Origin of the sequence: Labrys neptuniae (assembly GCF_040797145.1) — a bacterium.
GTDB lineage: Bacteria > Pseudomonadota > Alphaproteobacteria > Rhizobiales > Labraceae > Labrys > Labrys neptuniae.
In genome coordinates this window covers 493,692-518,216 of the sequence record NZ_JBFNQD010000002.1, presented here as the reverse complement: position 1 = coordinate 518,216, position 24,525 = coordinate 493,692, and the positions used below count along the sequence as shown (strand labels likewise).

Below are 24,525 nucleotides of genomic sequence, written 5' to 3'. Positions count from 1 at the left end.
CGCTTTCATCGCATCGCCACCGCGCGCGGCTCGGGCAGGACCAGATCCTGGTCCTCCCTCGGCTCTCCCGCCAGGACGGCTTCCGGCGGCTCGCTCGGCTCGCCTGAATCACGGCCGCTTCTCAGCCATTTCGAAAAGCCGTCGAGGTAGAGATAGATCACCGGCGTGGTGAACAGCGTCAGCACCTGGCTGACGATGAGGCCGCCGACCATGGCATAGCCGAGAGGCTGGCGGATCTCCGAGCCGGTGCCGGACCCCAACATCAGCGGGACGCCGCCGAGCAAGGCGGCCATGGTGGTCATCAGGATCGGCCGGAAGCGCAGGAGGCAGGCCCGCCTTATCGCCTCCACCGCGCTCATGCGGTGGTCGCGCTCGGCGACGATGGCAAAATCGACCAGCATGATGCCGTTCTTCTTGACGATGCCGATCAGCAGGATGACCCCGATCAGGGCGATCAGGCTGAAGTCGAAATGGAACAGCAGCAGCGTCGCCAGCGCCCCAACGCCCGCCGAAGGCAGGGTGGAGAGGATGGTGAGGGGGTGGATGAAGCTCTCATAGAGAATGCCGAGGATCAGGTAGACCACCACCAGGGCCGCCACGATCAGCATCGGCACCGAGGCGAGCGAGTCCTGGAAGGCCTGCGCCGTGCCCTGGAAGGTCGAGCCGATGGTGGCCGGCAGCTCCATGCGCCTTTCGAGAGCCTCGATGGCAGCCGTCGCCTGCCCGAGCGCCACGCCGGGTGCCAGGTTGAAGGAGATCGTCACCGCCGGGAACTGGCCCTGATGGTTGATGGCGAGCGGGCGGACCGGATCGGTGCTCCATTTCGCAAAGGCCGAGAGCGGCACCTCGCCGCCGGTGGTCGGCGAGCGCAGATAGATCTGCTGCAGCGTCGCCGTGCTCTTCTGCAGCGAGGGCAGCACCTCCAGGATGACGTAATAGGTCGAGAGCTGCGTCGAGAACTGCGCGATCTGGCGCTGGCCGAAGGCATCGTAGAGCGTGGCGTCGATGATGTCGGGCGTCAGCCCGTAGCGGGCGGCCTGGTCGCGGTCGATCGACAGGGTCAGGGTGGTGCCGGATGCCTGCTGGTCGGAGGCGACGTCGCGCAGTTCCGGCATCGCCTTCATCGCCTCCAGCAGCTTGGGCGCCCACTGGTTGAGCTGGTCGATGTCGGTGCCCTGCAGGGTGAACTGGAACTGCGTGCGCGAGGGCCGGCCGCCGAGGCGCACATCCTGGGCCGACTGCAAATAGAGCCGCGCTCCCTCGACCTTGGCGGTCTGGCGCTGCAGGCGGCGGATCACCTGGTCGGCCGAGGCGCCGCGCTCGTCGCGCAGCTTCAGCGTGATGTACATGGTGCCGTCATTGAGGGTGTTGCCATTGCCACCCATGCGCATCGCCATATGGGCGATGGCCGGGTCCTTGAGCACGATGGCGCCGAGTTCCTCCATATGGCGCGCCATGTCGGCCACGGAGGTATCCTGCGCCGCCTCGACGACCCCGGTGATCAGGCCGGTATCCTGCTGCGGGAAGAACCCCTTGGGTATGATCACGAACAGGTAGCCCGACAGCGCCACCGTGGCGAAGAAGGTCAGCAGGGTGATGAAGCGAAAACGCAGCACGAGATCGAGGCCGCGCTCATAGGCGTTCACCAGGCCCTCGAAGAAGGCCTCGCTGAGCTTGTAGAGCCTGCCGTGATGCTCCTCGTGAATCGGCTTGAGGAAGCGCGAGGCCATCATCGGCGTCAGGGTCAGCGATACGAAGGCCGAGACCACGATGGTCATGGCGAGCGTGATCGCGAATTCCCGGAACAGCCGCCCGATGATGCCGCTCATCAGCAGGAGCGGTATCAGCACGGCGATCAGCGAGATGCTGATCGACAGGATGGTGAAGCCGATCTCGCCCGCTCCCTTGAGGGCGGCGGCCATCGGCCTCTCGCCCTCCTCGATATGGCGGGTGATGTTCTCCAGCATGACGATGGCGTCGTCGACCACGAAGCCCACCGCGATGGTCAGCGCCATCAGCGAGAGATTGTCGAGGCTGTAGCCCGCCAGCCACATCAGCGCACAGGCACCCAGCAAGGCCAGCGGCACGGTGATCGAGGGGATCACCGTAGCCCATACGCTGCGCAGGAAGACGAAAATCACCATGACGACGAGGCCGATGGTGAGCAACAGCGTGAACTGCACGTCCTTCACCGCGGCGCGGATGGTCTGGGTACGGTCCGACAGCACCGAGATCTTGATGGCGGGCGAGATGCCGGCCTCCAGGCGGGGCAGCACCTTCATCACATTGTCGACGGTGTCGATGACGTTGGCGCCGGGCTGCTTGAAGATCACCAGGAACACGCCGCGCTTGCCGTCGGCCCAGCCGGCCTGGGTGTCGTCCTGGGGCGCGCTGACGGCCTGCCCGATGTCGCGCACGCGCACCGGGCTGCCGTTGCGATAGGCGATGATGACGTCGTTCCAGTCCTTGGCGTCGGTGAGCTGGTCGTTGGCATAGATGGTGTAGGAGCGGGTGGCGCCGTTGAAGGTGCCCTTGGGATTGTTGACGGTGGTGACGGCAAGCGGGGTCCGTACGTCCTCCAGCGACAATCCCTTGGCCACCAGCTTGGCCGGATCGACCTGGACGCGGATGGACGGGGTCTGCTGGCCGCCGACATTGACCTGGCCGACGCCGCCGATCTGGCTGATGGCCTGGGCCAGCTTGGTGAGCGCCTGATCGGAAACCTCGGTCAAGGGCAGCGTGTCTGAGGTGGCGCCGAGCAGGAGGATGGGGGAATCGGCTGGATTCACCTTCCGATAGGTCGGCGGGCTCGGCATGTTCTTGGGCAATTGTCCGTTGGCGGCATTGATGGCCGCCAGCACGTCGGCACCGGCGCCATCGATGTTGCGGGAGAGGTCGAATTGCAGGGTGATCTGGGTCGAGCTGGTCTGGCTCGATGAAGTCATCTCCGAAATACCCGGGATCAGCGAGAACTGGGTCTCCAGCGGCTGGGCTACCGACGAGGCCATGGTGGCGGGATCGGCACCGGGCAGGCTGGCGGAGACCTGGATGGTCGGGAAGTCCACTTCCGGCAGCGGTGCCACCGGCAATTGCGGATAGGCGATGATGCCCACGAACAGGATGCCCACCATCAAGAGCGTGGTGGCGACCGGATAGCGGATGAAGGGGGTGGAAATACCGGGCATGGTCAGTCCGCCTTCCCTGCATCGCCGCCCGTCGGCAAGGCGGCCTGATCGGCAATCTTGCCGTCCGGGGACGGCAACTGCCGCGCCTCGACCTCCGCACCGTTCTGCAGGCGCGCCTGGCCGGAGACCACGACCTTCTGCCCCACCGTCAGCCCCTGGCGGACCACGGCACGGCCATTGCCGCTCATGCTCACCTGGATCGGTGTCGCCACGGCCTTGCCGTCGTCGCCGATCACATAGGCGAAAAGGCCCGATGGCCCATGCTGGACGGCATCCTCAGGCACCACGAGAACCTGCTTGAGCGTGTCCACCAGCAGTCGGGTGTCGACCGACAGGCCAGGCCAGAGCGCATTGTCGGCATTGTCGAAACGTGCCTTCAGGCTGATCGTACCCGTCGCCTGGTTGACGGTGTTGTCGATCACCGCCAGCGTGCCGCGCGAAAGAACGGTCTGGCCATCGGAAGTGAGGGCCTCGACCGGGGCCGGCCCGCGTTCGAACGCCTTGGCGATCGCTGGCAGCAAGTCCTGGGGTTCGGTGAACTGCACCGCGATGGGCTGGAGCTGGGCGATGGTGACGATGCCGTTCTGGTCGGCGGCATGCACGATGTTGCCTGGGTCGATCTGGCGGAAGCCGGTGCGGCCGGTGAAGGGCGCCTTGATGGTGGTGTAGTCGAGATTGGTGCGGGCATTGGCAATGGCCGCGTCATCCCCCTCTATCTGGGCCTTGACCTGGTCGACCAGGGCCTGCTGGGTATCGACGGCCTGCTGCGATTCGAAGCTCTTCTGGGCAAGGTTCTGGAAGCGCTGCAAGTTCAGCTGGTCGTTCCTGAGGCTGGCCTCATCCTGCGCCTTCTTGGCGACCGCCTGATCCAGGGCTGCCTGGTAGGGGCGCTTGTCGATCTCCACCAGCGGATCGCCCTGCTTGACCATCTGGCCCTGCTTGAACAACACCCTGGTGATCTCGCCGTCGACCCGGCTTCTCACCGTCACCGTCTTGAAGGGAGAAACCGTGCCCAAACCATCGACCTCGACGGGATAGTCGGACTTCGCCGCTTGCGCGAAGGTGACCGGCACTTTGGCGGCAGGCGCGGCCTGTGCCTGGGGCGCCGGCGCCGCCTGCGCGAAATGACGCCAGGCCGCATAGCTTCCCAGCCCGACCATCAGGATTGCCAGCCCGGCGGGCCAGCGGCGCCGTCTGGGTTCACGTTCGATATTCATGGGTCCGATCCGTCGAATCGCGCCTGCCTGCAAGCGCACATGCCCTCGGACGTTTCATCGCTTATGGACGGGCGTGCGATCCATGAGCCAGGAAACGTCCTGCGGTTCGAATCCGATTTGTGGCGGCGATGACGACGGAAGTGTGGGCCAGTGTTAAGGGATGTTTCTGTCCGACTTCGATTGATGTCCAAAGGCCCCGGATCACCCCATCGTGATACCGTGTGATGGGATCACGGCCGCCGATTCACTCCGCTGCGGCGGGCGTCCGGGGCCCCGGCGCCGGGGCGAGCAGCTCGCTGCCGACATTGCGCGGCAAGGTGAGGAAGATCAGGCCCGAGGTCATGGCGATCACCCCGATCATCAGGAAGACCGGCGGGAAGACCGGCGCGGTGAGATGGCCGGCGCCGTGCAGATGCATTGAGGTCTCCAGCGCCAGCGCGGCGACGGAGACGCCGACGGAGCCCGCCAATTCCTGCAGCACCGAGGTCATCGAGGTGACCCGGCCCATCAGCTCGGGTGGAATGTCCGAGACGCCGGCAGTGTTGATCGAGGTGAATTGCAGCGAACGGGTGAAGCCGGCGGCAAGCAGGGTGAGCGAGATCAGCAGCACCGGCATGCCGGCATGGAACAAAGCGGGGGCGGCCACCAGGCAGGAAGACAGCACGGCGTTCCAGGTCAGCACCCGGCGGAAACCGAGCCGGCGCAGGATCGGCCCGGCCAGGGCCTTCATCGCCATGGCGCCGGCACCGGTGGCAAGCGTCAGCAGGCCCGACTGGAACGGGCTGAAATCGAAGCCGAGCTGGAAATAGAGCGCCAGCAGGAAGGGCGTGGCGCCGACGCCGATGCGGAACAGGAAGCCGCCGCCGATGGCGGCGCGGAAGGTCGGAAAGCGCAGCAGCCTCAGTTCGATCAGCGGGTTGGCGACCCGCCCGGCATGGTGGACATAAAGGCCGATCAGGGCGAGGCCCGCCACGGCCAGGCCGATATTGACGCTGGCCGGCACCACATCGAGGCCCGACAGCGTCGCCCCGCCCATCAGGGCCACCAGGCCCGGGGCCAGGATGAGGAAGCCGACGAGGTCGAAGGGCCGGCGCTCGTCCTCGCGCACATTCGGCACGTAGAGGCTGGCGAGGACGATGCCGAGCACGGCGATGGGAATGTTGATCCAGAAGATCAGGCGCCAATGGAAATAAGTGGTGATGAAGCCCCCGAGCGGCGGCCCGCTGAGCGGGCCGAGCAGGGCCGGCAGGGTCAGCCACATCATGGCGTTGACGAGATCGTGCTTGGGCGTGGTCTTGAGGATGATCAGCCGGCCCACCGGCGTCATCATCGCCCCGCCCATGCCCTGGACGATGCGGGAGGCCACCAGTTCGGTGAGGTTGGAGGACAGGCCGCAGGCAATCGAGCCGAGGCCGAACACCACGATGGCGGCACGGAACACGGTGCGGGCCCCGAAGCGGTCGGCCATCCAGCCGGAGGTCGGGATGAAGATGGCGAGCGACAGCAGATAGGAGGTCAGGGTAAGCTTGAGATAGATCGGGCTGGTACCGAAATCGCGCGCGATCGTGGGTAGCGCCGTCGACAGCACCGTCGAGTCCAGGTTCTCCATGAACAGGCCGGTAGCGATGATCAGCGGCAGCAATCGGCCCTGCGATTTCAGCCCCTCGCTCACGAGGGCACTCTCCCCTTGCGGCCGCGCCTGCCAGGTTCGAGCCGGGTGACCCGTCCTTCCGGCACCGGCCGTCCCTGGGCAATGCCGTTGAGCGCCATGTCGACCACGTCGCGCGTCACCTCGATGTCGGAGAGGTAGTCGGCGCCCACGCCGATCCAGGCCATGCCGATCAGCAGCCGCGCCGCCATGTCGGCGTCATAGATCCGGGCCTCGCCGCGGCGCTGGGCCTCCTCGATCACTGTGATCAGGCGCTGGGCGATGGCGCCGCGGCGACGGCGAAAGATGCGCCGCTTGGAGTTCTCGCCCTCGTTGAGGTCGCGGATGGTGCTGAGATGGGTACGCACAGTGGGCACGATCTCCGCGACGAGATAGGTCAGGCGCTCGCGGAAATTGCCCTCGCGCAGCAGGGCCGTGTCGAGCCGAACCTCGAGATCGTCGAGCGTCTGGGCAAACACCGCTTCGAACAGGGCTTCCTTGCTGGTGAAATAGCGATAGACGGTGGCCTTGCCGATGCCGGCCTCGAAGGCGATGTCATCGACCGAAGCGGAGTCATAGCCCTGCCGCGCGAAAATGCGCCCGGCGGCGTCCAGCAGATTGTTGCGCCGAACGTCACGCCAGTGCTCTTCTCCGGAGGACTTGTCGTCCGTGCGCTGCTCCATGATGGCCCCGAATCAAAACCCGCTGGTTACGGATAAAACCAGCGAGTCTCATTTCTTGCCCGAATTCCGGCAAAATTGGGAGAGGGGGAAGCGGGAGATAGGACACAATCGAGTGAGGATTGTTGCCGGACGATGAAGCAGGTCCCTCCCGGCCCTACTCCTTCAGCAGCGTGAATCCGGCCTTGGCGAAGGGTTTCTGCCCATCCGCCGTCTTGAGATAGTCCAGAAAGCCCGCAGCATCGGCATTGTTGGACGACGCCGTCAGGCCGAAGGGATAGACGATCGGCTCATGCGAATCCTCGGGGAAGGTGGCGACGACCTTCACCTTCGGATCGGCGGCCGCATCGGTGGCGTAGACCACGCCGAACTTGGCCTCGCCGCGCGCGACCAGCGCAAGGGCAGCGCGGACATTGTCGGTCTGCGCGAATTTCGGCTCGACGGCCTTGAGGATGCCGAGTTTTTCGAAAGCTGCCCGGGCATATTTGCCAGCCGGCACCGTCTTCACTTCGCCCACTGCGATCTTGCCCTCGCCGATGGCGCCGGCGAGATCGACCCCGGGCTTGAGTTCGACCGTCGTAGCGGCATCGGCCGGCGCGATCAGCACCAGGGCGTTGCCGAGCAGCTTCACCACGCTGCCTTCCTTGATCAGCTTCTTGTCGACGCCGTATTTCATCCAGTCGAGGTCGGCGGAGGCAAAGACTTCGGCCGGCGCGCCCTGCTCGATCTGCTTCATCAGCGCCGAGGAAGCGGCATAGGAGATCACCACCTTCTTGCCCGAGCTTGCGGTCCAGGCCTTGGCTGCTTCGTCGAGCGATCCCTTGAGGCTGGCGGCGGCGAAGACCGTGACGTCACCGCCCCCGGCCTGCGCGGCCTTGGCGGCGGAAGCGTCCTCGGCCCGCGCCATGGCGGGCGCGAAAACGAGACTGACGGAAAGAGCCAGAAAAGCCCGGCGGGCAAAGCGAAGCATGGTGAGATCCCCTAAAGCGTTTTGCGATTTGGTGGAGTCACCAAGAATCGCAAAGACGCGTCGAACCAAAGAGTTAGAGCAAACAAGCGTTCATGCTTGAACGCGCTTTGCTCTAGCAGCCATGATGGTTATATATCAAGGGATATAGCGACGAGGGAGAGAGCGCAAGGCGGGCCGGCAGGCGCGAATGTCGCGCCTGCCGCGTGTTGGACGCAAGTGGCGGGCAGATTGCCCGCCCCCTTCAAGCCGCGACGCCCACGCCGATCGGACAGGAGACGCCGGTACCGCCCAGGCCGCAATAGCCTGCCGGGTTCTTGGCGAGATATTGCTGGTGATAGGCTTCCGCATAATAGAAGGGCGGTGCCTCCAGGATCTCGGTGGTGACGGCGCCATAACCCTTGGCCGCCAGCGCCTCGTTGTAGCGCGCCTTGGCCGCCTCGGCCGCCTGGCGCTGCGCCTGGCTGGTGACATAGATGCCCGAGCGATATTGCGTGCCGATATCGTTGCCCTGGCGCATGCCCTGGGTGGGATCATGCGCCTCGAAGAACACCTTCAGCAGCTGGTCGTAGGAGATGGTCTTGGGGTCGAACACCACCTTCACCACCTCATTGTGCCCGGTGAGGCCGGAACAGACCTCCTCATAGGTGGCATTGGGGGTGAGGCCGCCGGCATAGCCCACCGCCGTGACCAGCACGCCCGGAGTCTGCCAGAATTTGCGCTCGGCGCCCCAGAAGCAGCCGAGGCCGAAATAGGCCGTCTCGCTGCCCTCGGCATAGGGCCCCTTCAGGGCCGCGCCGTTGACGAAATGGGTATCCGCCGTCTCGATGGCCTCGCCGCGCCCCGGCAGGGCTTCGTCGGCGGAGGGAAACGCCGTCTTCTTGCGAAAGCCGAACATGGTTCTTCCTTCCTGTTCTTATGGTCAAGTTCTATGGCTACCTGGCCAATATGGGGGTGCGAACCGCCCTTGTCAGGGGCCCTTTCATCACGGATGCGTCAGCCCGGCGACACTGCCCCTCACAGATGCGAGACATAGCCGATCCGGCTCGCGGGCGGACGTCCCAGCCAGAAGAACAGGGCCGAGGCCAGCGCCAGAACCAGGGCGAAGGGCAGGCCGAGCAGGGGCGAAACCAGATTGTTCCACAAGAAGACCGAGAGCGAGGCCTCCACCCAGGCGCGCATGCGGTCGAAGCTGGCCGGGCCGAGCCAGAGCCAGACCGCACGCACCGGCAGGAAGACGAGATGATTGTCGGCGATCGAACGCGTACCGTCGACCACCGCAGCCACGAAGGCGGCGGCGGCCAGGAACAGGCCGAGCGAACGAGCCAGGAAACGCATCACGCACTCCAACACTGCACGCGCCTGCCGAGGAGGGCAGGACTCGCAGCAGTCTAGCGCAGGGCCTCCCCCGCGCGTAGGAAATTCGGGCTCGAAGGTGAACGGTCTTTCCAGATGCGAGCGGGAGGTCTGCATCCGGCCCAAACCAAGCCTGTGTCGGCGCACAGGGCCTGCGGACCGAATGAAAGCGCTTTCCCTTTCAAAAAACTGCAATCCCCCGTTTACAAACTGCGCCGACATCGCCATAAGCACCGCTCGACGGAAGGGTGGCCGAGTGGTTGAAGGCGCACGCCTGGAAAGTGTGTATACGGGAAACCGTATCGCGGGTTCGAATCCCGCCCCTTCCGCCACTTTGACCCGAGTTTTCCAGGACTTGGTCTTCATTCCCGAAAGCGCAGAGTCTCTACGAACAGAGTGAACGCAGCAGATGCGTGCCGTCTGTGCGGATAGTAGAGATGGTAGCCCGGCAGGTCGGGGGTGAATTTGCCCAACACCCGCACCAGGCGACCGGAATCCAGGTGAGGCTGAACCTGATCCAGCGGCAGATAGGCAAGGCCATGGCCATCCAGCGCAGCGTCGAGGATCAGGTCTATGGTGTTGAGGACGAGCGGCCCGTCGATCCGCACCCGCGTTTCCCGTCCGCCACGCATCAGCCGCCAGCCGTTCAGCGTGCCGGAGGTCGGCAGGCGCAGATTGATGGCGCGATGGTCGATCAGTTGTCCCGGTGACGCCGGAGCCGGATGCAGGCGAAAATAGCCGGGGGCGCCGACGATCGCCATCGGAGTATCCGGGCCGATACGCGTGGCGATCATGTCCTTGGCAATGTCTCCTCCCAGCCTGACACCCGCGTCGAAGCGGTCGGCGACGACATCCGCCAAGCCGTAGTCGATGGTGATCTCGACCGTGATGTCCGGATTGTCGGGAAGCAACCGCTTCATGGCCGGAACGATGATCGTCTTGGCCGCGTGCTCGACCGTGGTGATGCGGATCGTACCGGAAGGCCGGTCGCGCAGATCGCGGAGCGAGGTCACCGCGGCATCGAGATCATGCAGCATGGGTCCGAGGGTGGCGATCAGGCGCTCACCGGCCTCGGTAGGCGCCACGCTGCGCGTCGTGCGCGACAGCAGCCGCATTCCCAGCCGTTCCTCGATCCGCCGGACGATCTGGCTCAGCGCGGATTGCGCCATGCCGAGACGCTGCGCCGCCTTGGTGAAGCTGCGCTCCTCGGCAACGACGACAAAGGCCGCCAGGTCGGCGATCTCATCCCGTCGCATTCATCACCTCGATGATAGGCCCAATAAGAATTATCCGTCTAATCCACACAATCTTTCTGGCCTAGATTCACGGCATCGGCAAGGCGCGCTTCTGAAGACCCGCGCGCCGGACCACAAAAGCTTCAATGGAAGGAGAGTGGAGATGGGCAAGATCAGCTTCGCCAATTCGAACAACAAGACGATCGCCATGGCGGCAGTGATCGATTTTCCCGAAGGTTTCGACGAAAAGAAGCGCTATCCGGCCATCGTGGTCTCGCATCCAGGCGGCGGCGTGAAGGAACAGACCGCCGGCACCTATGCCAGGAAGCTCGCCGCGCGGGGTTTCGTCGCCATCGCCTACGATGCCTCCTATCAAGGCGAAAGCGGCGGCGAACCCCGCCAGCTCGAAAACCCCTATATCCGCACCGAGGACGTCAGCGCCGTCATCGACTATCTGACCACTCTGCCTTACGTCGACAAGGAGCGGATCGGTGCCATGGGCATCTGCGCCGGCGCCGGCTACACGGCCAATGCCGCGATCCAGGACCGCCGCATCAAGGCGATTGGCACGGTCAGCGCTGTCAACATCGGCTCGATGTTCCGCAATGGCTGGGAAAACAACGTCAAGTCGATCGATGCGCTGCCCTATGTCGAGGCCGGCTCGAACGCGCGCACGGCGGATGCTGGCAGCGGCACGATCGCCACCATGCCGCTCGCTCCGCTGAAGGAAGCGGACGCACCGAACGAAGAACTGCGCCAAGCCTGGGAATATTATCATACCCCCCGCGCGCAGTGCTCGACGGCACCCGGCGTAGCGACACTGCGCAGCCTGAACCAGATCATCACCTACGACGCCTATCACATGGCGGACGTCTATCTCACCCAACCAATCCAGATCGTGGCCGGCAACCTGGCAGGCAGCAAATGGATGAGCGACGACCTCTACGACCGCGCAGCCAGCACCGACAAGCAGTTCCACCTCGTCGAGGGCGCCAACCACATGGACCTCTACGACGGTGAGAGATTCGTCGACGAGGCCGTGTCCGTGCTCGCGCCTTTCTTCCAGGCGAAACTTTCAGGCGACACCGCCGCGAGACAGGCCGCCGAGTAACAAGGAAGTACAGACATCGGGCGCACAGCCCGCCCGATCCGACAGGAGAGACCCATGGAAACCGTGCGCATTCGCAATCCCGGCATGTATTGGGACATCGCGGCAAATCTGCACTTCCCACCCAATTTCGATGCCAGCAAGCACTATCCGGCAGTGGTTTCAAACCATCCCATCAGTAGTTGCAAGGAACAGACCTCCGGCAACATCTATGGCGCAGCGCTAGCGAAGGCTGGTTTCGTGGTCATCGTCCCCGATGCCAGCTTCCAGGGCGGCAGCGGCGGTGAACCGCGCTGGATCGAAGATCCCGAACAGCGCGTGAAGGACTATCGCGACGTCATCGATTATCTCCAATCCCTGCCCTATGTCGACGCCGACCGGATCGGCATTCTCGGCATCTGCGGCGGTGGCGGCTATTCGATCAAGACCGCGATCATCGACAAACGGATCAAGGCACTGGTCAGCATCACCGGCGTGAACTTCGGGCGGCTGATGCGCGAAGGCTTCAGCAATTTCGATCCGGTCGGTGCACTCGAAGCGATGGCTGTGCAGCGCAGCGCCGAGAATGCGGGTGCAAGCCAGCGGATCGACATCTTCCTGCCCGCCAGTGTGGAACAGGGGAAGGCCGCCGGCATCACGGACATCGACGTGCTGGAGGCGACCGACTACTACCGCAACCGTTGCCCAGCCGAAGGATCGGGCACGCGGATGCTGTTCTCGCACGCCGCCCCCGCGATGGCGTGGGATGCTTTCGCCTTCGCCGAAACGCTGTTGACTCAGCCTATGATGGTGGTGGTCGGCGACAAGCCCGGCGGGTTCGGCGCCTATCGCGACGGCATGGAAATCTATGGCCGCGCCGCCTCCAAGAACAAGCAAATGGTCGTGGTCGAAGGCTGGTCGCACTATGACCTCTATGACCATCCGGTGCCGACCGGGGTTGCGTTGGAGCGCGTCGTTCCCTTCCTCGTACAGCATCTCGGCGAAGCCGCGGTCTCCCGCGTGACGAAACCCGCCGCGTGAGGCCATAGGGCACAATCCCCGCAAGGCAGGTTGTGCCCGCGCTTTCGTTTTCCGCCCTTCGCCTTCTTACCGCCATCGAACGGCGCCATGAAAACCGGCCATCCGCACCATGGCGTTTCTCCGGCAAGGATCTCGGCGAGGAGCTTTCCATCATGAGCCTGGCCAGCGACGCGCGTTTCTGGGACCGGAGTTCGCGTAAATACGCCAGGAGCGCGGTTGCCGATCGGGCCGGCTATGAGCGCACGCTGGAGCGGACCCGGGCCCTGCTGGAACCGGGCGACAGGGTGCTGGAACTGGGGTGCGGCACGGGCACGACGGCCCTTCGGCTCGCGGGGGGCGTTCAGGCCTATCTCGCGACCGATATCTCCACCGGCATGATCGCCATCGCCGAAGAGAAACACGCCGCCGCCTCCATCCCGGCCCTGGCTTTTCGCGTCGCGACCGCCGAGGCGCTCATGCCCGATGCCGGCGCGTTCAACGCGGTTCTCGGTTTCAACTATCTGCATCTGGTTCGCGACCTTCCCGGCACGCTGGGCTGCATCCATGCCCTGCTGGCGGCAAAGGGCCTGTTCATCGCCAAGACGCCCTGTGTCGGTGAGATGAATCCGCTCATCCGGCTTGCCTTGCCCCTCATGCGTGTGGTCGGCCAGGCACCTTATGCCGGCGTGTTTCGGGCTTCGGAACTCAGCCGGTGGATATCCGCTGCCGGCTTCGAGATCCTTGCCATCGAGAACCATGCAGGCAAGGGGGACGACAACCGCCCCTATATCGCGGCGCGCAAGGCCTAGAGCAAAGCGCTATGGGCGCAAAGCGAGGCTGCTCCCATCCGATTTCGGCCAGACAGCCATTTCAGCCCCGCCGAGGCACCTCAGCCCGATAACGTGGCCAGGAGATTGGCGTCGCGCGCCAGGCGCCACCGGCCATCGGCCTCCCTGCGCAGCAGCGTGAGCGTATAGCCTGATCGGCGGATGGCGCTGCCGCCGGGCGGCGTCGCCGTGATGTCGATATGGTTGCGGATAAAGGCCCAGTCGCCCAGCAGCTTCAATTCGGCAATCTCGCTGCTGCCTTCCATCTTCACCCCGTCGAGCCCCTTGAATGCCGCCACGAAGGCTTCCTTGCCGAAGGGTTCCCGGCCCGGGACCATGAAGACGACATCGTCCGTCATCAGGTCGAGGATCGCGGCGAGATCGCCTCGCCTGCTTGCCTTCATCCAGCCCTCGACCACGCTCCGAATGGCTTTCTCGTCATCGCTCATGCGGAATTCCTCGGCGTTTTGGTGTGGCACGGGATTGCAACATTCTGCCCCGGCAGAACAACGCTCGGAGCCAGGATGTTCCCATGTCTGCGCCAGGGCACGACGGGCATCATCCTTCTTCCGACTATGGTCTGCCGCTGTTCGGCCATCACCCTGATCGGGATGGAGGAAAGAGGCATGCTCAGGCCCGTCCGTCACGCGATATCGGTCGAACAGGGGCGCCTTTGTTACGGCCCCCCGCCTTGCGCACGAGAACCATCGCCGGCGGGACCCGCGCCCCGCAACGCGCGGTTTCTGCCGCAGAATCCCCCTTGACTCTGCTCTTTCCCGCGCGCATTGAAATAACTTGTATATACATATTCTATCATAGTGTTTGCACATCAGCTCTTGGGAGGGGCGGCATGGCGGCAGAGACGGGCGCGATCGAAAAACGGACGATCGACCGGATTCCGGAGGGCGAGCGGCATGGCTCTCCCTTCAACCAGTTCACCTTGTGGTTCGGCGCGAATCTGCAGATCACCGCGGTGGTCGACGGCGCGCTCTCGATCGTGTTCGGTGCCGAAGCGCTCACGGCCATCATCGGCCTGGCTATCGGCAACCTCCTCGGTGGCGCGGTGATGGCCCTGCATTCGGCGCAGGGTCCGCGGCTCGGCCTGCCGCAGATGATCTCCTCCCGCGCCCAGTTCGGCGTGAAGGGCGCCACCCTGCCACTCCTCCTCACCGTGGTGATGTATCTGGGCTTTGCGGCCACCGGTACCGTGCTCTCCGGCCAGGCCATCAACCTGATGTTCGGCGTGGAGAACCCGGCCTTCGGCATGATCGCCTTCGGCGTCATCACCGTGATCGTGGCGGTGATCGGCTACAATCTCATCCATGTGATCGGCCGGATCGCCACCGTGGTCGGCATCCTCGGCTTTGCCTATCTCACCTTCAAGCTGTTCGGGCAGTACAATGTCGCCGATGCCTTCGGCCAGAAGCCCTTCACCATGGCGACCTTCCTGCTCGCCATCGCGCTCGGCGCCGGTTGGCAGCTGACCTTCGCCCCCTATGTCGCCGATTATTCGCGCTACCTGCCTTCCTCCACCTCGGCCTCGGTAACCTTCTGGTCGACGCTGCTCGGCTCGGCCGTGGGCGCCCAGATCGCCATGACCTTCGGCGCCGTGGTGGCGGCCCTCGGCGGCAAGTTCCTGGCCAATCAGGTCGGCTTTCTCGGCGAGCTCGCCGGCCCGGGCGTGGCCGTGCTGGTCTATGTCGTCATCGTCACCAACAAGCTGACGGTGAACTGCCTCAATGCCTATGGCGGCTCGATGACCCTGCTCACCACCGTGAGCGCCTATGCCGGCCAGCGCAGCGTGTCGCAGGCGGCCCGCATGGCCTATATCCTCTTGTTCGTGGCCGGCTCGGTGGCGATCGCCTTGTTCGCCAGCGCCCACTTCCTCTCGGCCTTCAAGAATTTCATGCTGCTGCTGCTGGCCGTGTTCGTGCCCTGGAGCGCGGTGAACCTCGTCGACTACTATTTGATCTCCAAGGAGAAGGTCGACGTTCCCGCCCTCTACGACGCCTCCGGCCGCTATGGCGCCTATAACTGGACGGCGCTCGGCTGCTATCTCTTCGGCGTGCTGATCCAGATCCCGTTCCTGAACCAGGCCCTCTATGAGGGGCCGATCGCCAAGATGCTCGACGATGCCGACATCTCCTGGATCGTCAGCCTGGTGGTGACCTCGGTGGTCTACTACGCCCTGGCCCGAGGGGGCGCCAACGTCCCCAACGAGATGATCCTGCCGGAGGAAAAATCTGCACGGGCGTGAGGGGTGCATTCCCCACGTCAATAAACTTGCGCCGTCCCTCACCCTTACCCTCTCCCCGTAAACGGGACGAGGGACGCACAAGTGTCGCGAGTAATCATCAGATCTCTCATCTCGATCGACGGTTGGGCGAGATGAAGCTGTTTCAATACAGGCGCATCGCCAAAGCCCCCTCGCCCCGCTTCTTGCGGGGAGAGGGTAAGGGTGAGGGGCGGCACGAAACGATGCTGATTGCGGCCATTTCCGTCACCTACGGCTTGCTCCGTGCCCGCTCGAGGCCCTTGAGGATCTCCACGAACAAGCGCACCTTGGCCGGGCGGAAACGCGCGGCCGGGTAGACCACATGGATGCCGCCCGCGGGCAGTGTCCAGTCGGCCAGCAGGCGGACGAGCCGGCCGGCGGCGATGTCGCCGGCAACCAGGAAATCCGGAAACACCGACAGGCCCGCCCCCGCCAGCACCATGGCATAGGAAGTGGGCGTCTTGTCCGCGTCGACGACGGCGGTGACCTCCACCGTCTCCCGCTCCCATTCTCCGCGCGAGAAGAGCCAGCGCGTCGGCGTGCGCAAGGCATGGTTTGCCACGAAGGGCAGCCCTGCCAGGCCCTTCGGGTCGAGATCGGCGGGCAGGCGAGCTGCAAGCGCCGCCGAGCAGACCAGATGCTGCTGGAACGTGCCGAGCCTCTGGGCCTGGTTCGAGGAATCGGCCAGCCAGCCGACGCGCACGGCGACATCCACCTGCGCATCCACCAGATCCACCAGGGTATCGTCGAAGGCGACCGCCACCCGCATATGGGGAAAGCGCTCGCGAAAGGCGGCGATGGCGGGCGCGACCACCGCGCCGCCATAGTCGATCTGCGCCGCCAGGGTGAGAGTGCCGGTCGGCTCGGCTGCGTCCTTGGAAATCTCCCCGAACGCGGATTCGGCCTCGCGCAGGATCAGGGCGGCGCGGTCATAGAAGGCGCGTCCCGCCTCCGTCGCCTGCAGGCGGCGGGTGGTGCGCAGGATCAGGGTGACGCCGAGCTCCTCCTCGAGCTTGCCGACCTGGTGGCTGACCACCGCCTTGGCAACGCCGAGCCTCTCCCCCGCTGCCGTGAAGGAGCCGGTCTCGATCACCGCGGTGAAGAAGGCGAGCCGGTTGAGATTGAGAAGCTCGGACATCGTCTCCTGCACCTGAGCGCCGGTCTCCGGCCTTGCTGGCGGCGGACCAAGGGGATGCGGTGCGCATCACGCCCATTGTCTGATTCAATCAGACACTCTGTCAAATTGTTCGGTATTTTTCTGACGCAATTGGCAGCCCATGTTTCGTGGCGAGGAGATTTCGATGTCCACGCCGCTTTCTTCCGACCCGACCGTGACCTATCTGTTCGATCCGCTCTGCGGCTGGTGCTATGGCGCCTCGCCGATGCTGCAGCGCCTGCGCGCCGCGGGCGTCTCCATCAGCCCTGCACCGACCGGCCTGTTCACGGGGTCGGGCGCCCGGCCGATGGATGCGGGCTTTGCCGCCTATGCCTGGTCCAACGACCAGCGCATCGAGCGCCTCACCGGCCAGCCTTTTACCGAGGCCTACCGCAATCAGGTGCTGGATGCCGAAAACGGCCTGTTCGATTCGGGCCCGGCCACGCTGGCGCTATCAGCCGTGGCCCTGGCCGAACCGGAGCGCGAACTCGACGCTCTCGCGGCCATCCAGGCCGGGCGCTATGTCCAGGGCCTGGACACGACGTCCCTCGCCTGCCTCGTCGCCATCCTGCGCGAGGCGGGCTTCACCGCCGCCGACCGCCTCGCCACGCCGGACGAAGCGCTGCTCGCCGCCAACCGCGCCCGCATCGCGCAAGGGCGAGCCCTGATGGCCAGCCTCGGCGCCCAGGGGGTGCCGGCCCTCGTCACCCGGCAGGACGGGCGGCAGCGGCTGATCGCCTCCAACGCCCTGTTCGGCAGTTTCGACAATCTCGTTTCCCATCTCAACGCCTGACCGACATCGACCGGAGAGACAGACCCGTGATCAGCAGACGCGACACAATCAAGCTTGCCGCCCTCTTCGGCGCCGGCGCCCTCTTCCCCCTCGCGCCGGCCGAAGCCGCCGGCGGCAAGCTCGCCTGGCGTGCCTTCCAGGCCGACGAGGCAGGCTTTTCGCGCATGCCTGTGCTACTCACGGGCCGCAAGGAGGCCATCCTGCTCGATGGCGGCTTCACCCTCTCGGATGGCCGCAAGCTGGCTGAGGCCATCAAGGCCAGCGGCAGGACGCTGACCACCATCTATGTGAGCTGCCCGGACCCCGATTATTATTTCTCCCTGCGTCCGGTGGTGGAGGCCTTCTCCGCCGCCAAGGTGATCGCCAAGCCGGTGACGGTCGCCTCGATCAAGGCCAGCGTCCAGGGCAAGCTCGAGGTCTGGGGCCCCAAGCTCGGCGACAACGGCCCGCGCAACCTGGCCGAGGTGGTGATCCCCACCCCGTCCGACCTCACCGCGCTCGACCTCGAGGGCCATCGCATCGAGATCGTCGAAGTGCCCGACATGCATGACCGGCGCTATCTGTGGGTACCCGACCTCAAGGCCGTGTTCGGTGGCGTGCTGGTCAGTTCCGGCGGCCATGTCTGGCTGGCCGACAATGCCGACGCTGCCTCCCGGCAGGCCTGGCTGCGGGCGCTCGATGCCATCGCCGCCCGCAAGCCCAAGATCGTGGTGCCGGCCCATCACGCCGAACGCGCTCCCGAGGGTCTCGCCGCAGTCAAATTCACCCGCGACTATATCGCCGCCTTCAACCGCGAGGCCGAGAAGGCCAAGGACAGCGCGGCGCTGATCGAGGCGATGAAGGCGCTCTATCCCAAGCTCGGCGGCCTCGACTCGCTCGATCTGAGCGCCAAGGTCGTCAAGGGCGAGATGAAATGGGGCTGACCGCCCCGTCTCGCGCCAAGAATTCCCGCAACCGAAAGGAAAGCCAGATGAAAATCGCCCTGATCGGCGCCACCGGCAATGCCGGCTCGCGCATCCTCACCGAACTCGTCAGCCGCGGCCATGAGGTCACCGCCATCGTCCGTCATCCCGAAAAGGTGCCTGCTAACCCGAAGGTCACGGCCCGCAAGGGCGACGTCCACGACAAGGCCGGCCTTGCCGCTTTGCTCGCGGGCCATGACGCGGTCATCTCGAGCGTGCATTTCACCGCCAGCGATCCCCATACCCTGATCGAGGCAGTGCGCGCTTCCGGCGTGAAGCGCTATCTCGTGGTCGGCGGCGCCGGCAGCCTGGAAGTCGCCCCCGGGGTCACCCTGGTGTCGACGCCCGAATTCCCGGCCATCTACAAGGAAGAGGCGACCAAGGGCGCCGAGTTCCTTGGCATCCTGCGGGCGGAGAAGGATCTCGACTGGACCTTCCTCTCCCCCTCGGCCCTGTTCGTGCCGGGCGAGCGTACCGGCAAGTTCCGCCTGGGCGGCGACCGGCTCCTGACCAACGACAAGGGCAGCAGCATCTCCTTCGAGGACTATGCCATCGCTTTGGCCGACGAAATTGAAAAGCCCGCCCACAGCCGGGCGCGCTTCACCGTCGGCTACTGACGGGCGGGGTCGCTAAGCGGCAGTGCCGGCAAGCTGCATGCCCAAAGGACGGCCGGCGGCGCACTCGATCACCACCATCGAAGGCGCCGCCGCTCCGTACATCATTGTGAAGCTGGTGGCGGAGCAATGGGGTCGGCGCCGAAATCGGGTGGTTGTCAATGCGGTGAGGGAGAACGAAGCCCGTCATCGCCTGGACCCGATGCAGCATCCGAAGAATCGGAAGCCGCCGGAACGAGCTGCACGGAATTGAGGATGAAGTAGCCTTCAATCGCCCCCTCCTTCAGATGAAAGCGCAACTCGATCGGCTTGAAGGGGTCATCGACGACAAAGGAGAGCTCAAAGGAGAAAAGTCCCTGTGGCGGAAGCTTCATGATGCCGTGGTCAAGAAGTCCTTCAGAGAAGATATCGACCACGATCCGGTTTTGGGACTGACATTCGCCGACCTCTATCTCCACCTCAGCAGTCCACTTGCCGGCCGGAAGATGCAAATAGGGGCCATGAATGAGTATTCGTGCCGGACCCGCAAGGTCGATCCGTGCCGAGAGCGTCTGAAAATTCGGAGCCTCCAAAAACAGTTCCCTGGGCCAGGATATTTTTGGAAGACTTTCGCTATTGATCAACGCATCATAGGCATTGGATAATTTTCCGAGCAACTCCTCATTCTGAGTTTGAATTGCATTCCCGGTTTCAGCTTCTACAATTTTTGGAAATTGGCTTTTTACGTATTCTTCGAGTTTTGGATTTGCACAGCTTGGAACAGACAGGCGAGTGAGGATGTTCTGGAACTGCTCTGTTGAACAATTTAGTCCATAGTGATTCACCAGCGCCTCAACAAACGCAAAGAGTGACTGGCTGTATCTTTGGCTGGACAGGAATAAAATATTAGGACTTCTTGTGCTTAAGCAGATCATGCATATAGCCCGACTGGCCAATCTTATCGCACTTATGAAATCTGCCTGCCGGTCCGCCATAATATATCGAACCAAAACAGCAAAAGCGTCCGTGGAAATTACAATCGGGGTATGAGGGCGCGTGAATAGGCTCACCACATGCGATGATGGCAGGTCAGAAAAGAAAGTTACATTTTCCTTCCGTGCTTCATCCAGCTGGTCCCAGCGGTTTTTGAGATCCTGAATGGAAACCGCATAGATATGCGCATGACCGGGAGTAATTTCGCTGGAAATGCTTTCGATAATACGCTCGACGGCGTAAGAAAGCGCGGAAGGCGTTCCAAATGATATAACAATCATATCTTACAGCGTCTCGTATATTTTCAACGCCTCTTCGACATCCGAGAATAATCGGCCACGACCATTCTTGAGAACCAAAGCCTTGTCACAGAACTCCCTGATAATATTGACATCATGGCTTACGAGGATCATCGCGCAATCACGCCGGGTATGAAAAAGCGCATCATGGCATTTGCGGTGAAAGCGCTGGTCTCCGACTGAAAGAACCTCATCGATGAGGAAACACTCGAAATTGATCGCCAATGTCAGCGCAAATGCCAATCGCATGCGCATACCCGAGGAATAATTCCTCACCGGAATCTCGATCTGGCGCCCCAGCTCGGCAAAATCGTCCACAAAGGACATGACATCGCGAAAAGGGCGGTTGTAGAGGCGCGCGATGAAACGCACATTGTCGATCCCGGTCATCAAACCTTCCACGCCCCCAGAGAAGGCGAGAGGCCAGGACATGAACATGTTTCGGACGATGTCGCCGGACGTCATCGGCTCCACACCGCTGATCAATTTGACCAATGTCGACTTGCCGGAACCGTTTCGCCCCAGGACCGCAACCTTCTCGCCGGGAAGAACATCGAAGGAGATACCGTCAAGCACCCTCCTTCTTCCGATGGGCGTGTGATATTCCTTCACCAGGCTCTGGACATGGATGCCGCGTCTCGAAGCGATCGACGCAGCAGGGCGATCGTTTTCGGGCCGAGGCGCGAACTCCGCCTTGCTGGAGACCGGCAATCGGCCGGTCGGGACGATGGATCGACCGGCTATTTTTACGGAGCGGGGCAGCAAGGTCATACGGCATGCTCCTCGATCATCTTCCTCAACGACCGCAATGACACGAAAATCGCCCCAAAGACCAGGAAGCATGCGCCCAGCAACAGGAATCGCTGAGGAAACGCAGCCTGATCCGGTGCATTCGGCTCGACGATACGCTGGAGATAGAGGTGTTGTTTCTGCGCGTCCTGCCGGGCCCTGTCGCGATTCGCTTCCGCGCTGGCCAACGCACGCGCTGCAATGTCCCGTTCCAGAGTGAACTGCTCGAACTTCGCCATCTTGGCAGCAATGGATGTCGTACCGCCGGCCATGAGCTGCTTCTGATTGTCGATCTCACCCGTCAGGGCCCGGATACTCTCCCTCAATTTCGACACCGCCGGACTGTTCGGCGTGAGCGCGAGCTGCAGACTGAGATTGATCTGGGCCTTGGACAGTTCGGTCGACAGGCTGGTGATGGTCTTCATCGCCGCCGATGTCTCGGTCTCCGGATCGACGATACCGTTGCTGTTGCGATAATCGGCAAGGCGGGTTTCGGCGGCCTGAAGCTTCGAGCCGGCCTGCAGAACCATACTGTCGGCATAGGAAAGCTCATTCTCCTGAGCCCGACGGTTGAGAACATTGACAAGCCCTTCTGCATTGGTCAGCAGGGCTTGGGCAATGGCCTGCGCATCCTCCCGCCTGAAAGCCGTCACCTTCACCGTCGAGATGCCCGTCACGGGGTCGACCTCGGCGCTGACCATGCGCTTGAAATAGGCGAAGAGCTCTTCATTGTTATCGCGCTCCCAAAATCGCGGGTAGCGATTGAAGATGTCGGCCTCGTTCCTGGCAATGATGGTTTTGAGATCGTTTTGCTGAACCAGCTTGGCGAGCAGGTCGCGGGAAGTGACGTAATCGCCGACGATATAGGCTTCATCGCCGGCACGGGCCAGGCCCTGGCTGGCGAGCAAAGCCGCCGCCGTGTCGCCCGTACCCGTCGTAACCGACCGAACGATGAAACGAGCTTCGGATACATACTGATCCGAAGCCACGAAAAACAGGTAGATGAAGCCGGCCAGCATCGGCAGCACGAATGACAACAGGAAAAGCAACGGCGGCGACGAACCCGTCTTGGTGCCGGCTTCCTCGTACGGAATGATCTCTCCGTCGGTGTCCGAAACCTGCCCATCCTGTACAAGCGAACGCCCGGCAGCGGAGGCAACCGGTCGTACCGGACGCAGGACGATCTCCTGCAGAGGCGGCGGCAAGGATGTCGTGTTTTCCTGATCGTCTTTCACGACATCACTCCTAAGCGCTCTCGACCCTGCGCTCGGCATAGCGCACGAGCGGAAGCGCGATCACGGTCAGGGCCAGGCTCCAGGCCACGATGTACCCTGCATCCCACTCGGTCGGAACGTCCGGCGGAAACAGGCCGGCCCGGAACATTTCAACGCCATTGACCATTGGCGACCACAACATGATTTCACGAGCACGCGGCGGCAGCCAATCGACCAGGAAAAAGGCGCCCGTCAGCGGCATGGTCAGATACATTGCCGGGCCAACAATCTGGTGGACCGTTTCACTGAATTCAGAAACCGCGGCGATGATCAGCGCAAAGGAGAAGGAAAACCAGGAGCACAGCAGCCAGCCGACCACCAGAAGCAGCGGATCGTTGATACCGGGACACAGCCCCACCAACCACAGCGGCAAGAGAGCGATCAGGAAGGCAGCAAAGATGCTGATGACCTCCAGGAGGCCACGCGCCAGGAGGATGTCGAAATATTTGACATAGATATGATAGACGAGCGGCGAACCATTGGTCATGACGCGCATCGATTTGAAGACGAGGTGCCGCCACAGCGTCAGGAACGAATATCCCGTCAGCGCGAATGGAATGACGCCGACCTCCTCCCCGCCATGGCTCTGTCCTGTAAACGTCCAGAGAACCATGACGCCCAGGGTGAGCAGCAACGGCTCGCCGATGATCCAGAAGAAACCGAGATTCTCGTGGCCATATCGCGCCATCACCTCGCGGATCATCAAGGCACCGATGACACGCAGCTGAATGGCCAGTCCGTGCAGGAAGCCCTTCGCGCGAGCCTCCTTGCGGATGGGGGGCAGTTGAGGGACGCTATGGGTCATTCCGACACATGCTCCTTCGAGCCCGTGACCAACAGCCACCCAACGGCGGTCAGCGCGAAGGAAAACACCAGGAAGGTTGCGATCATGCGCAGCCGGCGCGGCTCGGTGGATTTATCGGGAAGATTGGGCTCGGTGATTTCCTCGATATAGATCTGCTGGCGACGAGCCTCCTGACGGGCCGACCCCAAGGACGAAATTGCCGCCGCAAGGCGTTTTTCGGCCATGGTGCGTTCGAGGATCAGCCGATCATAGGTGGCGAGCTTTGATGCCAGGGCAGCGGCCGAACCGGCCAATTTCGCGCGCTCGGCCTCGATCCCCGCGCTATAGGCCGCGCTTTGGGTCTCCAGTGCGGAAGCAGCCGGGTTCGCCGGCGCATTCTTGGACGATTGCGCAATCTGAGCCCTGGTATTTGCCAGGGCTGTAGACAAAGTCGTGATCGTTTGAAGCACGGATTGGGCATTCGCGCCTGGGTCGATCAGGTACTCCGCATTTCTGAAATCTGCGAGAGCCTGCTGGGCGTTCTTGAGAATAGTTTCCGCACCGTCGACATCACGCTCGGCCGAGCCAATCGCGTCACCATGTGCGCGCTCGTTCATCTCGTTGACCTTGGCCTCGCCGAGCTTCAGCAGTACCTCGGCGATCGCCTTGGCTTGCGCCGGTTCGAAGGCCTGGACACGCAAAACCGAAATCCCCTTGGAGGGTTGCTGCGTGACACTCACACGATCGAGATAGTAATCATACAGATCTTCGAAGCTTTCTCCCGCCCAGAATCGAGGAAACCTCGAGATTATATCCGCTCCCGCGGGAGAAAAATAGCTACGCAATGGCACCTGTTTCTCCAGGGCCCGAACAGCATCTCTGGACAGTAAATAATTTTGAACAACGTTGGTGTCATCTTGAGTTCTCGCCAGCCCAAACGTTCGAAAGAACATTTCCAATCCCGACGTCCGACTGCTCGAAATACCTCTGACGACGAAACTAGCCTCGGAAACATAGCGATCGGTGGCAACGAAACCATAGTAAATCAACGCCACGAGCGTCGGTATGCCAACCCCGATGAGAAACATCGTGCGGGGGCGCAATAGCTCCCTAAGGCTACGCTTGGCGCCTCCCTTCCTGCGAAATCCCTGAGAGCTACCGAGCTTCGGCTGAAGAAGGTTTACCGGCAAACCGCCCTACCTGTCCGCGTGTTGGCTGAACGCGCCATAACCTGCCAATGTGACCAAATTTACGCTCGGGCCCTACAGGCCCGCTCGACCTGGATCACCTCGGTCACCAAATGGCGATATCGCTGAAGAGTTTCGTCTGTCACCGAGTGTCTCGTCAATGCCGAAGCGGCATATCAATCATGACCAAGCACCCTC

Annotated in this window: 22 protein-coding genes and 1 tRNA gene; 8 read left to right on the top strand and 15 right to left on the bottom strand. The window is 63.1% G+C overall.

The features are described from left to right. Positions 1–5 precede the first annotated feature (5 nt). The 7 genes from ABXS05_RS09685 to ABXS05_RS09655 all read right to left on the bottom strand — a co-directional run bounded on the left by ABXS05_RS09685 (position 6) and on the right by ABXS05_RS09655 (position 9,035). Positions 6–3,185: an efflux RND transporter permease subunit gene (locus ABXS05_RS09685; RefSeq protein ID WP_367623738.1), complete on the bottom strand. Its 3,180-nt coding sequence runs from the start codon at positions 3,183–3,185 to the stop codon at positions 6–8. 2 nt (positions 3,186–3,187) lie between these two features. Next, positions 3,188–4,402, bottom strand: coding sequence for an efflux RND transporter periplasmic adaptor subunit (locus ABXS05_RS09680; protein WP_367623737.1), 1,215 nt, complete (start codon positions 4,400–4,402; stop codon positions 3,188–3,190). A gap of 244 nt (positions 4,403–4,646) precedes the next feature. Further along, positions 4,647–6,074 (bottom strand): DHA2 family efflux MFS transporter permease subunit, encoded by a 1,428-nt coding sequence (locus ABXS05_RS09675; RefSeq protein ID WP_367623736.1) that lies wholly within the window; start codon positions 6,072–6,074, stop codon positions 4,647–4,649. After that, positions 6,071–6,733 (bottom strand): TetR/AcrR family transcriptional regulator, encoded by a 663-nt coding sequence (locus ABXS05_RS09670; protein ID WP_311934721.1) that lies wholly within the window; start codon positions 6,731–6,733, stop codon positions 6,071–6,073. The genes ABXS05_RS09675 and ABXS05_RS09670 overlap by 4 nt, the downstream gene beginning before the upstream one ends. Positions 6,734–6,887: 154 nt before the next feature. Further along, positions 6,888–7,700: a molybdate ABC transporter substrate-binding protein gene (modA, locus tag ABXS05_RS09665; RefSeq protein WP_437178639.1), complete on the bottom strand. Its 813-nt coding sequence runs from the start codon at positions 7,698–7,700 to the stop codon at positions 6,888–6,890. A gap of 241 nt (positions 7,701–7,941) precedes the next feature. After that, a complete protein-coding gene (gene msrA, locus ABXS05_RS09660) occupies positions 7,942–8,595 on the bottom strand; it encodes a peptide-methionine (S)-S-oxide reductase MsrA (RefSeq protein ID WP_311934723.1) in 654 nt (217 codons plus the stop codon). Positions 8,596–8,714: 119 nt separating this feature from the next. Next, positions 8,715–9,035 carry a hypothetical protein gene (locus tag ABXS05_RS09655; RefSeq protein ID WP_311934724.1) on the bottom strand — a complete coding sequence of 107 codons (321 nt, stop codon included), beginning with the start codon at positions 9,033–9,035 and terminating at the stop codon, positions 8,715–8,717. Between the two features lie 260 nt (positions 9,036–9,295). Here ABXS05_RS09655 and ABXS05_RS09650 point away from each other — a divergent pair. Then, positions 9,296–9,385, top strand: a tRNA-Ser gene (locus ABXS05_RS09650). Positions 9,386–9,415: 30 nt separating this feature from the next. Here ABXS05_RS09650 and ABXS05_RS09645 read toward each other — a convergent pair. After that, entirely contained in the window at positions 9,416–10,309 is an 894-nt protein-coding gene (locus ABXS05_RS09645; RefSeq protein WP_311934739.1) for a LysR family transcriptional regulator, read from the bottom strand. Positions 10,310–10,451: 142 nt separating this feature from the next. Here ABXS05_RS09645 and ABXS05_RS09640 point away from each other — a divergent pair, with 142 nt between their 5' ends. The 3 genes from ABXS05_RS09640 to ABXS05_RS09630 all read left to right on the top strand — a co-directional run bounded on the left by ABXS05_RS09640 (position 10,452) and on the right by ABXS05_RS09630 (position 13,204). Then, entirely contained in the window at positions 10,452–11,399 is a 948-nt protein-coding gene (locus ABXS05_RS09640; protein ID WP_311934740.1) for an alpha/beta hydrolase, read from the top strand. 54 nt (positions 11,400–11,453) lie between these two features. Continuing rightward, the gene (locus ABXS05_RS09635; RefSeq protein WP_367623735.1) at positions 11,454–12,416 is read left to right on the top strand and encodes an alpha/beta hydrolase; all 963 of its coding nucleotides are present in this window, start codon (positions 11,454–11,456) and stop codon (positions 12,414–12,416) included. A gap of 152 nt (positions 12,417–12,568) precedes the next feature. Next, positions 12,569–13,204 (top strand): class I SAM-dependent methyltransferase, encoded by a 636-nt coding sequence (locus ABXS05_RS09630; RefSeq protein ID WP_367623734.1) that lies wholly within the window; start codon positions 12,569–12,571, stop codon positions 13,202–13,204. An 80-nt stretch (positions 13,205–13,284) separates the two neighbouring features. On the opposite strand, the gene ABXS05_RS09625 is transcribed toward ABXS05_RS09630, so the two are convergent. Continuing rightward, positions 13,285–13,671: a YybH family protein gene (locus ABXS05_RS09625; protein WP_367623733.1), complete on the bottom strand. Its 387-nt coding sequence runs from the start codon at positions 13,669–13,671 to the stop codon at positions 13,285–13,287. Positions 13,672–14,072: 401 nt separating this feature from the next. On the opposite strand from ABXS05_RS09625, the gene ABXS05_RS09620 reads away from it, so the two are divergent. Next, positions 14,073–15,479, top strand: a complete 1,407-nt coding sequence (locus ABXS05_RS09620) for a purine-cytosine permease family protein (protein ID WP_367623732.1) — start codon at positions 14,073–14,075, stop codon at positions 15,477–15,479. A gap of 247 nt (positions 15,480–15,726) precedes the next feature. Here the strand turns inward: ABXS05_RS09620 and ABXS05_RS09615 are convergent, their stop codons facing one another. Continuing rightward, positions 15,727–16,635 carry a LysR family transcriptional regulator gene (locus tag ABXS05_RS09615; protein ID WP_311934745.1) on the bottom strand — a complete coding sequence of 303 codons (909 nt, stop codon included), beginning with the start codon at positions 16,633–16,635 and terminating at the stop codon, positions 15,727–15,729. Between the two features lie 163 nt (positions 16,636–16,798). Between ABXS05_RS09615 and ABXS05_RS09610 the strand changes: the two genes are divergently transcribed. The 3 genes from ABXS05_RS09610 to ABXS05_RS09600 are packed head-to-tail and all read left to right on the top strand — an operon-like array spanning position 16,799 to position 19,025. Then, positions 16,799–17,446 (top strand): DsbA family protein, encoded by a 648-nt coding sequence (locus tag ABXS05_RS09610; protein ID WP_367623731.1) that lies wholly within the window; start codon positions 16,799–16,801, stop codon positions 17,444–17,446. Positions 17,447–17,472: 26 nt separating this feature from the next. After that, the gene (locus ABXS05_RS09605) at positions 17,473–18,369 is read left to right on the top strand and encodes an MBL fold metallo-hydrolase (protein ID WP_367623730.1); all 897 of its coding nucleotides are present in this window, start codon (positions 17,473–17,475) and stop codon (positions 18,367–18,369) included. Between the two features lie 47 nt (positions 18,370–18,416). After that, entirely contained in the window at positions 18,417–19,025 is a 609-nt protein-coding gene (locus ABXS05_RS09600; RefSeq protein WP_367623729.1) for an NAD(P)-dependent oxidoreductase, read from the top strand. 155 nt (positions 19,026–19,180) lie between these two features. Here the strand turns inward: ABXS05_RS09600 and ABXS05_RS09595 are convergent, their stop codons facing one another. The 5 genes from ABXS05_RS09595 to ABXS05_RS09575 form a co-directional block, all read right to left on the bottom strand. Continuing rightward, on the bottom strand, positions 19,181–20,275 hold the full coding sequence (locus tag ABXS05_RS09595) for a hypothetical protein (protein ID WP_367623728.1): 1,095 nt from the start codon (positions 20,273–20,275) through the stop codon (positions 19,181–19,183). A gap of 3 nt (positions 20,276–20,278) precedes the next feature. Beyond that, positions 20,279–21,064 carry an ABC transporter ATP-binding protein gene (locus tag ABXS05_RS09590; protein ID WP_311934750.1) on the bottom strand — a complete coding sequence of 262 codons (786 nt, stop codon included), beginning with the start codon at positions 21,062–21,064 and terminating at the stop codon, positions 20,279–20,281. After that, complete coding sequence (locus ABXS05_RS09585) at positions 21,061–22,356, bottom strand: KpsE/RkpR family capsule polysaccharide export protein (RefSeq protein WP_367623727.1); 1,296 nt, start codon at positions 22,354–22,356, stop codon at positions 21,061–21,063. Before ABXS05_RS09585 ends, ABXS05_RS09590 begins: the two co-directional genes overlap by 4 nt. Then, positions 22,328–23,059 carry an ABC transporter permease gene (locus tag ABXS05_RS09580; protein WP_367623726.1) on the bottom strand — a complete coding sequence of 244 codons (732 nt, stop codon included), beginning with the start codon at positions 23,057–23,059 and terminating at the stop codon, positions 22,328–22,330. Before ABXS05_RS09580 ends, ABXS05_RS09585 begins: the two co-directional genes overlap by 29 nt. Before the next feature lie 98 nt (positions 23,060–23,157). Then, on the bottom strand, positions 23,158–24,228 hold the full coding sequence (locus tag ABXS05_RS09575; protein ID WP_311934753.1) for a KpsE/RkpR family capsule polysaccharide export protein: 1,071 nt from the start codon (positions 24,226–24,228) through the stop codon (positions 23,158–23,160). Positions 24,229–24,525: the final 297 nt, after the last annotated feature.

Excerpts from the sequence above, each read along its gene's own strand:
- msrA (WP_311934723.1), bottom strand. The coding sequence starts at position 8,595 with ATGTTCGGCTTTCGCAAGAAGACGGCGTTTCCCTCCGCCGACGAAGCC.
- ABXS05_RS09640 (WP_311934740.1), top strand. The coding sequence starts at position 10,452 with ATGGGCAAGATCAGCTTCGCCAATTCGAACAACAAGACGATCGCCATG.
- ABXS05_RS09610 (WP_367623731.1), top strand. The coding sequence starts at position 16,799 with ATGTCCACGCCGCTTTCTTCCGACCCGACCGTGACCTATCTGTTCGAT.
- ABXS05_RS09615 (WP_311934745.1), bottom strand. The coding sequence starts at position 16,635 with ATGTCCGAGCTTCTCAATCTCAACCGGCTCGCCTTCTTCACCGCGGTG.
- ABXS05_RS09630 (WP_367623734.1), top strand. The coding sequence starts at position 12,569 with ATGAGCCTGGCCAGCGACGCGCGTTTCTGGGACCGGAGTTCGCGTAAA.
- ABXS05_RS09600 (WP_367623729.1), top strand. The coding sequence starts at position 18,417 with ATGAAAATCGCCCTGATCGGCGCCACCGGCAATGCCGGCTCGCGCATC.
- ABXS05_RS09580 (WP_367623726.1), bottom strand. The coding sequence starts at position 23,059 with ATGATCCGCGAGGTGATGGCGCGATATGGCCACGAGAATCTCGGTTTC.
- ABXS05_RS09590 (WP_311934750.1), bottom strand. The coding sequence starts at position 21,064 with ATGACCTTGCTGCCCCGCTCCGTAAAAATAGCCGGTCGATCCATCGTC.
- ABXS05_RS09655 (WP_311934724.1), bottom strand. The coding sequence starts at position 9,035 with ATGCGTTTCCTGGCTCGTTCGCTCGGCCTGTTCCTGGCCGCCGCCGCC.
- modA (WP_437178639.1), bottom strand. The coding sequence starts at position 7,700 with ATGCTTCGCTTTGCCCGCCGGGCTTTTCTGGCTCTTTCCGTCAGTCTC.
- ABXS05_RS09625 (WP_367623733.1), bottom strand. The coding sequence starts at position 13,671 with ATGAGCGATGACGAGAAAGCCATTCGGAGCGTGGTCGAGGGCTGGATG.
- ABXS05_RS09620 (WP_367623732.1), top strand. The coding sequence starts at position 14,073 with ATGGCGGCAGAGACGGGCGCGATCGAAAAACGGACGATCGACCGGATT.
- ABXS05_RS09680 (WP_367623737.1), bottom strand. The coding sequence starts at position 4,402 with ATGAATATCGAACGTGAACCCAGACGGCGCCGCTGGCCCGCCGGGCTG.
- ABXS05_RS09635 (WP_367623735.1), top strand. The coding sequence starts at position 11,454 with ATGGAAACCGTGCGCATTCGCAATCCCGGCATGTATTGGGACATCGCG.
- ABXS05_RS09585 (WP_367623727.1), bottom strand. The coding sequence starts at position 22,356 with ATGCCGAGCGCAGGGTCGAGAGCGCTTAGGAGTGATGTCGTGAAAGAC.
- ABXS05_RS09575 (WP_311934753.1), bottom strand. The coding sequence starts at position 24,228 with ATGTTTCTCATCGGGGTTGGCATACCGACGCTCGTGGCGTTGATTTAC.
- ABXS05_RS09595 (WP_367623728.1), bottom strand. The coding sequence starts at position 20,275 with ATGATTGTTATATCATTTGGAACGCCTTCCGCGCTTTCTTACGCCGTC.
- ABXS05_RS09670 (WP_311934721.1), bottom strand. The coding sequence starts at position 6,733 with ATGGAGCAGCGCACGGACGACAAGTCCTCCGGAGAAGAGCACTGGCGT.
- ABXS05_RS09645 (WP_311934739.1), bottom strand. The coding sequence starts at position 10,309 with ATGCGACGGGATGAGATCGCCGACCTGGCGGCCTTTGTCGTCGTTGCC.
- ABXS05_RS09685 (WP_367623738.1), bottom strand. The coding sequence starts at position 3,185 with ATGCCCGGTATTTCCACCCCCTTCATCCGCTATCCGGTCGCCACCACG.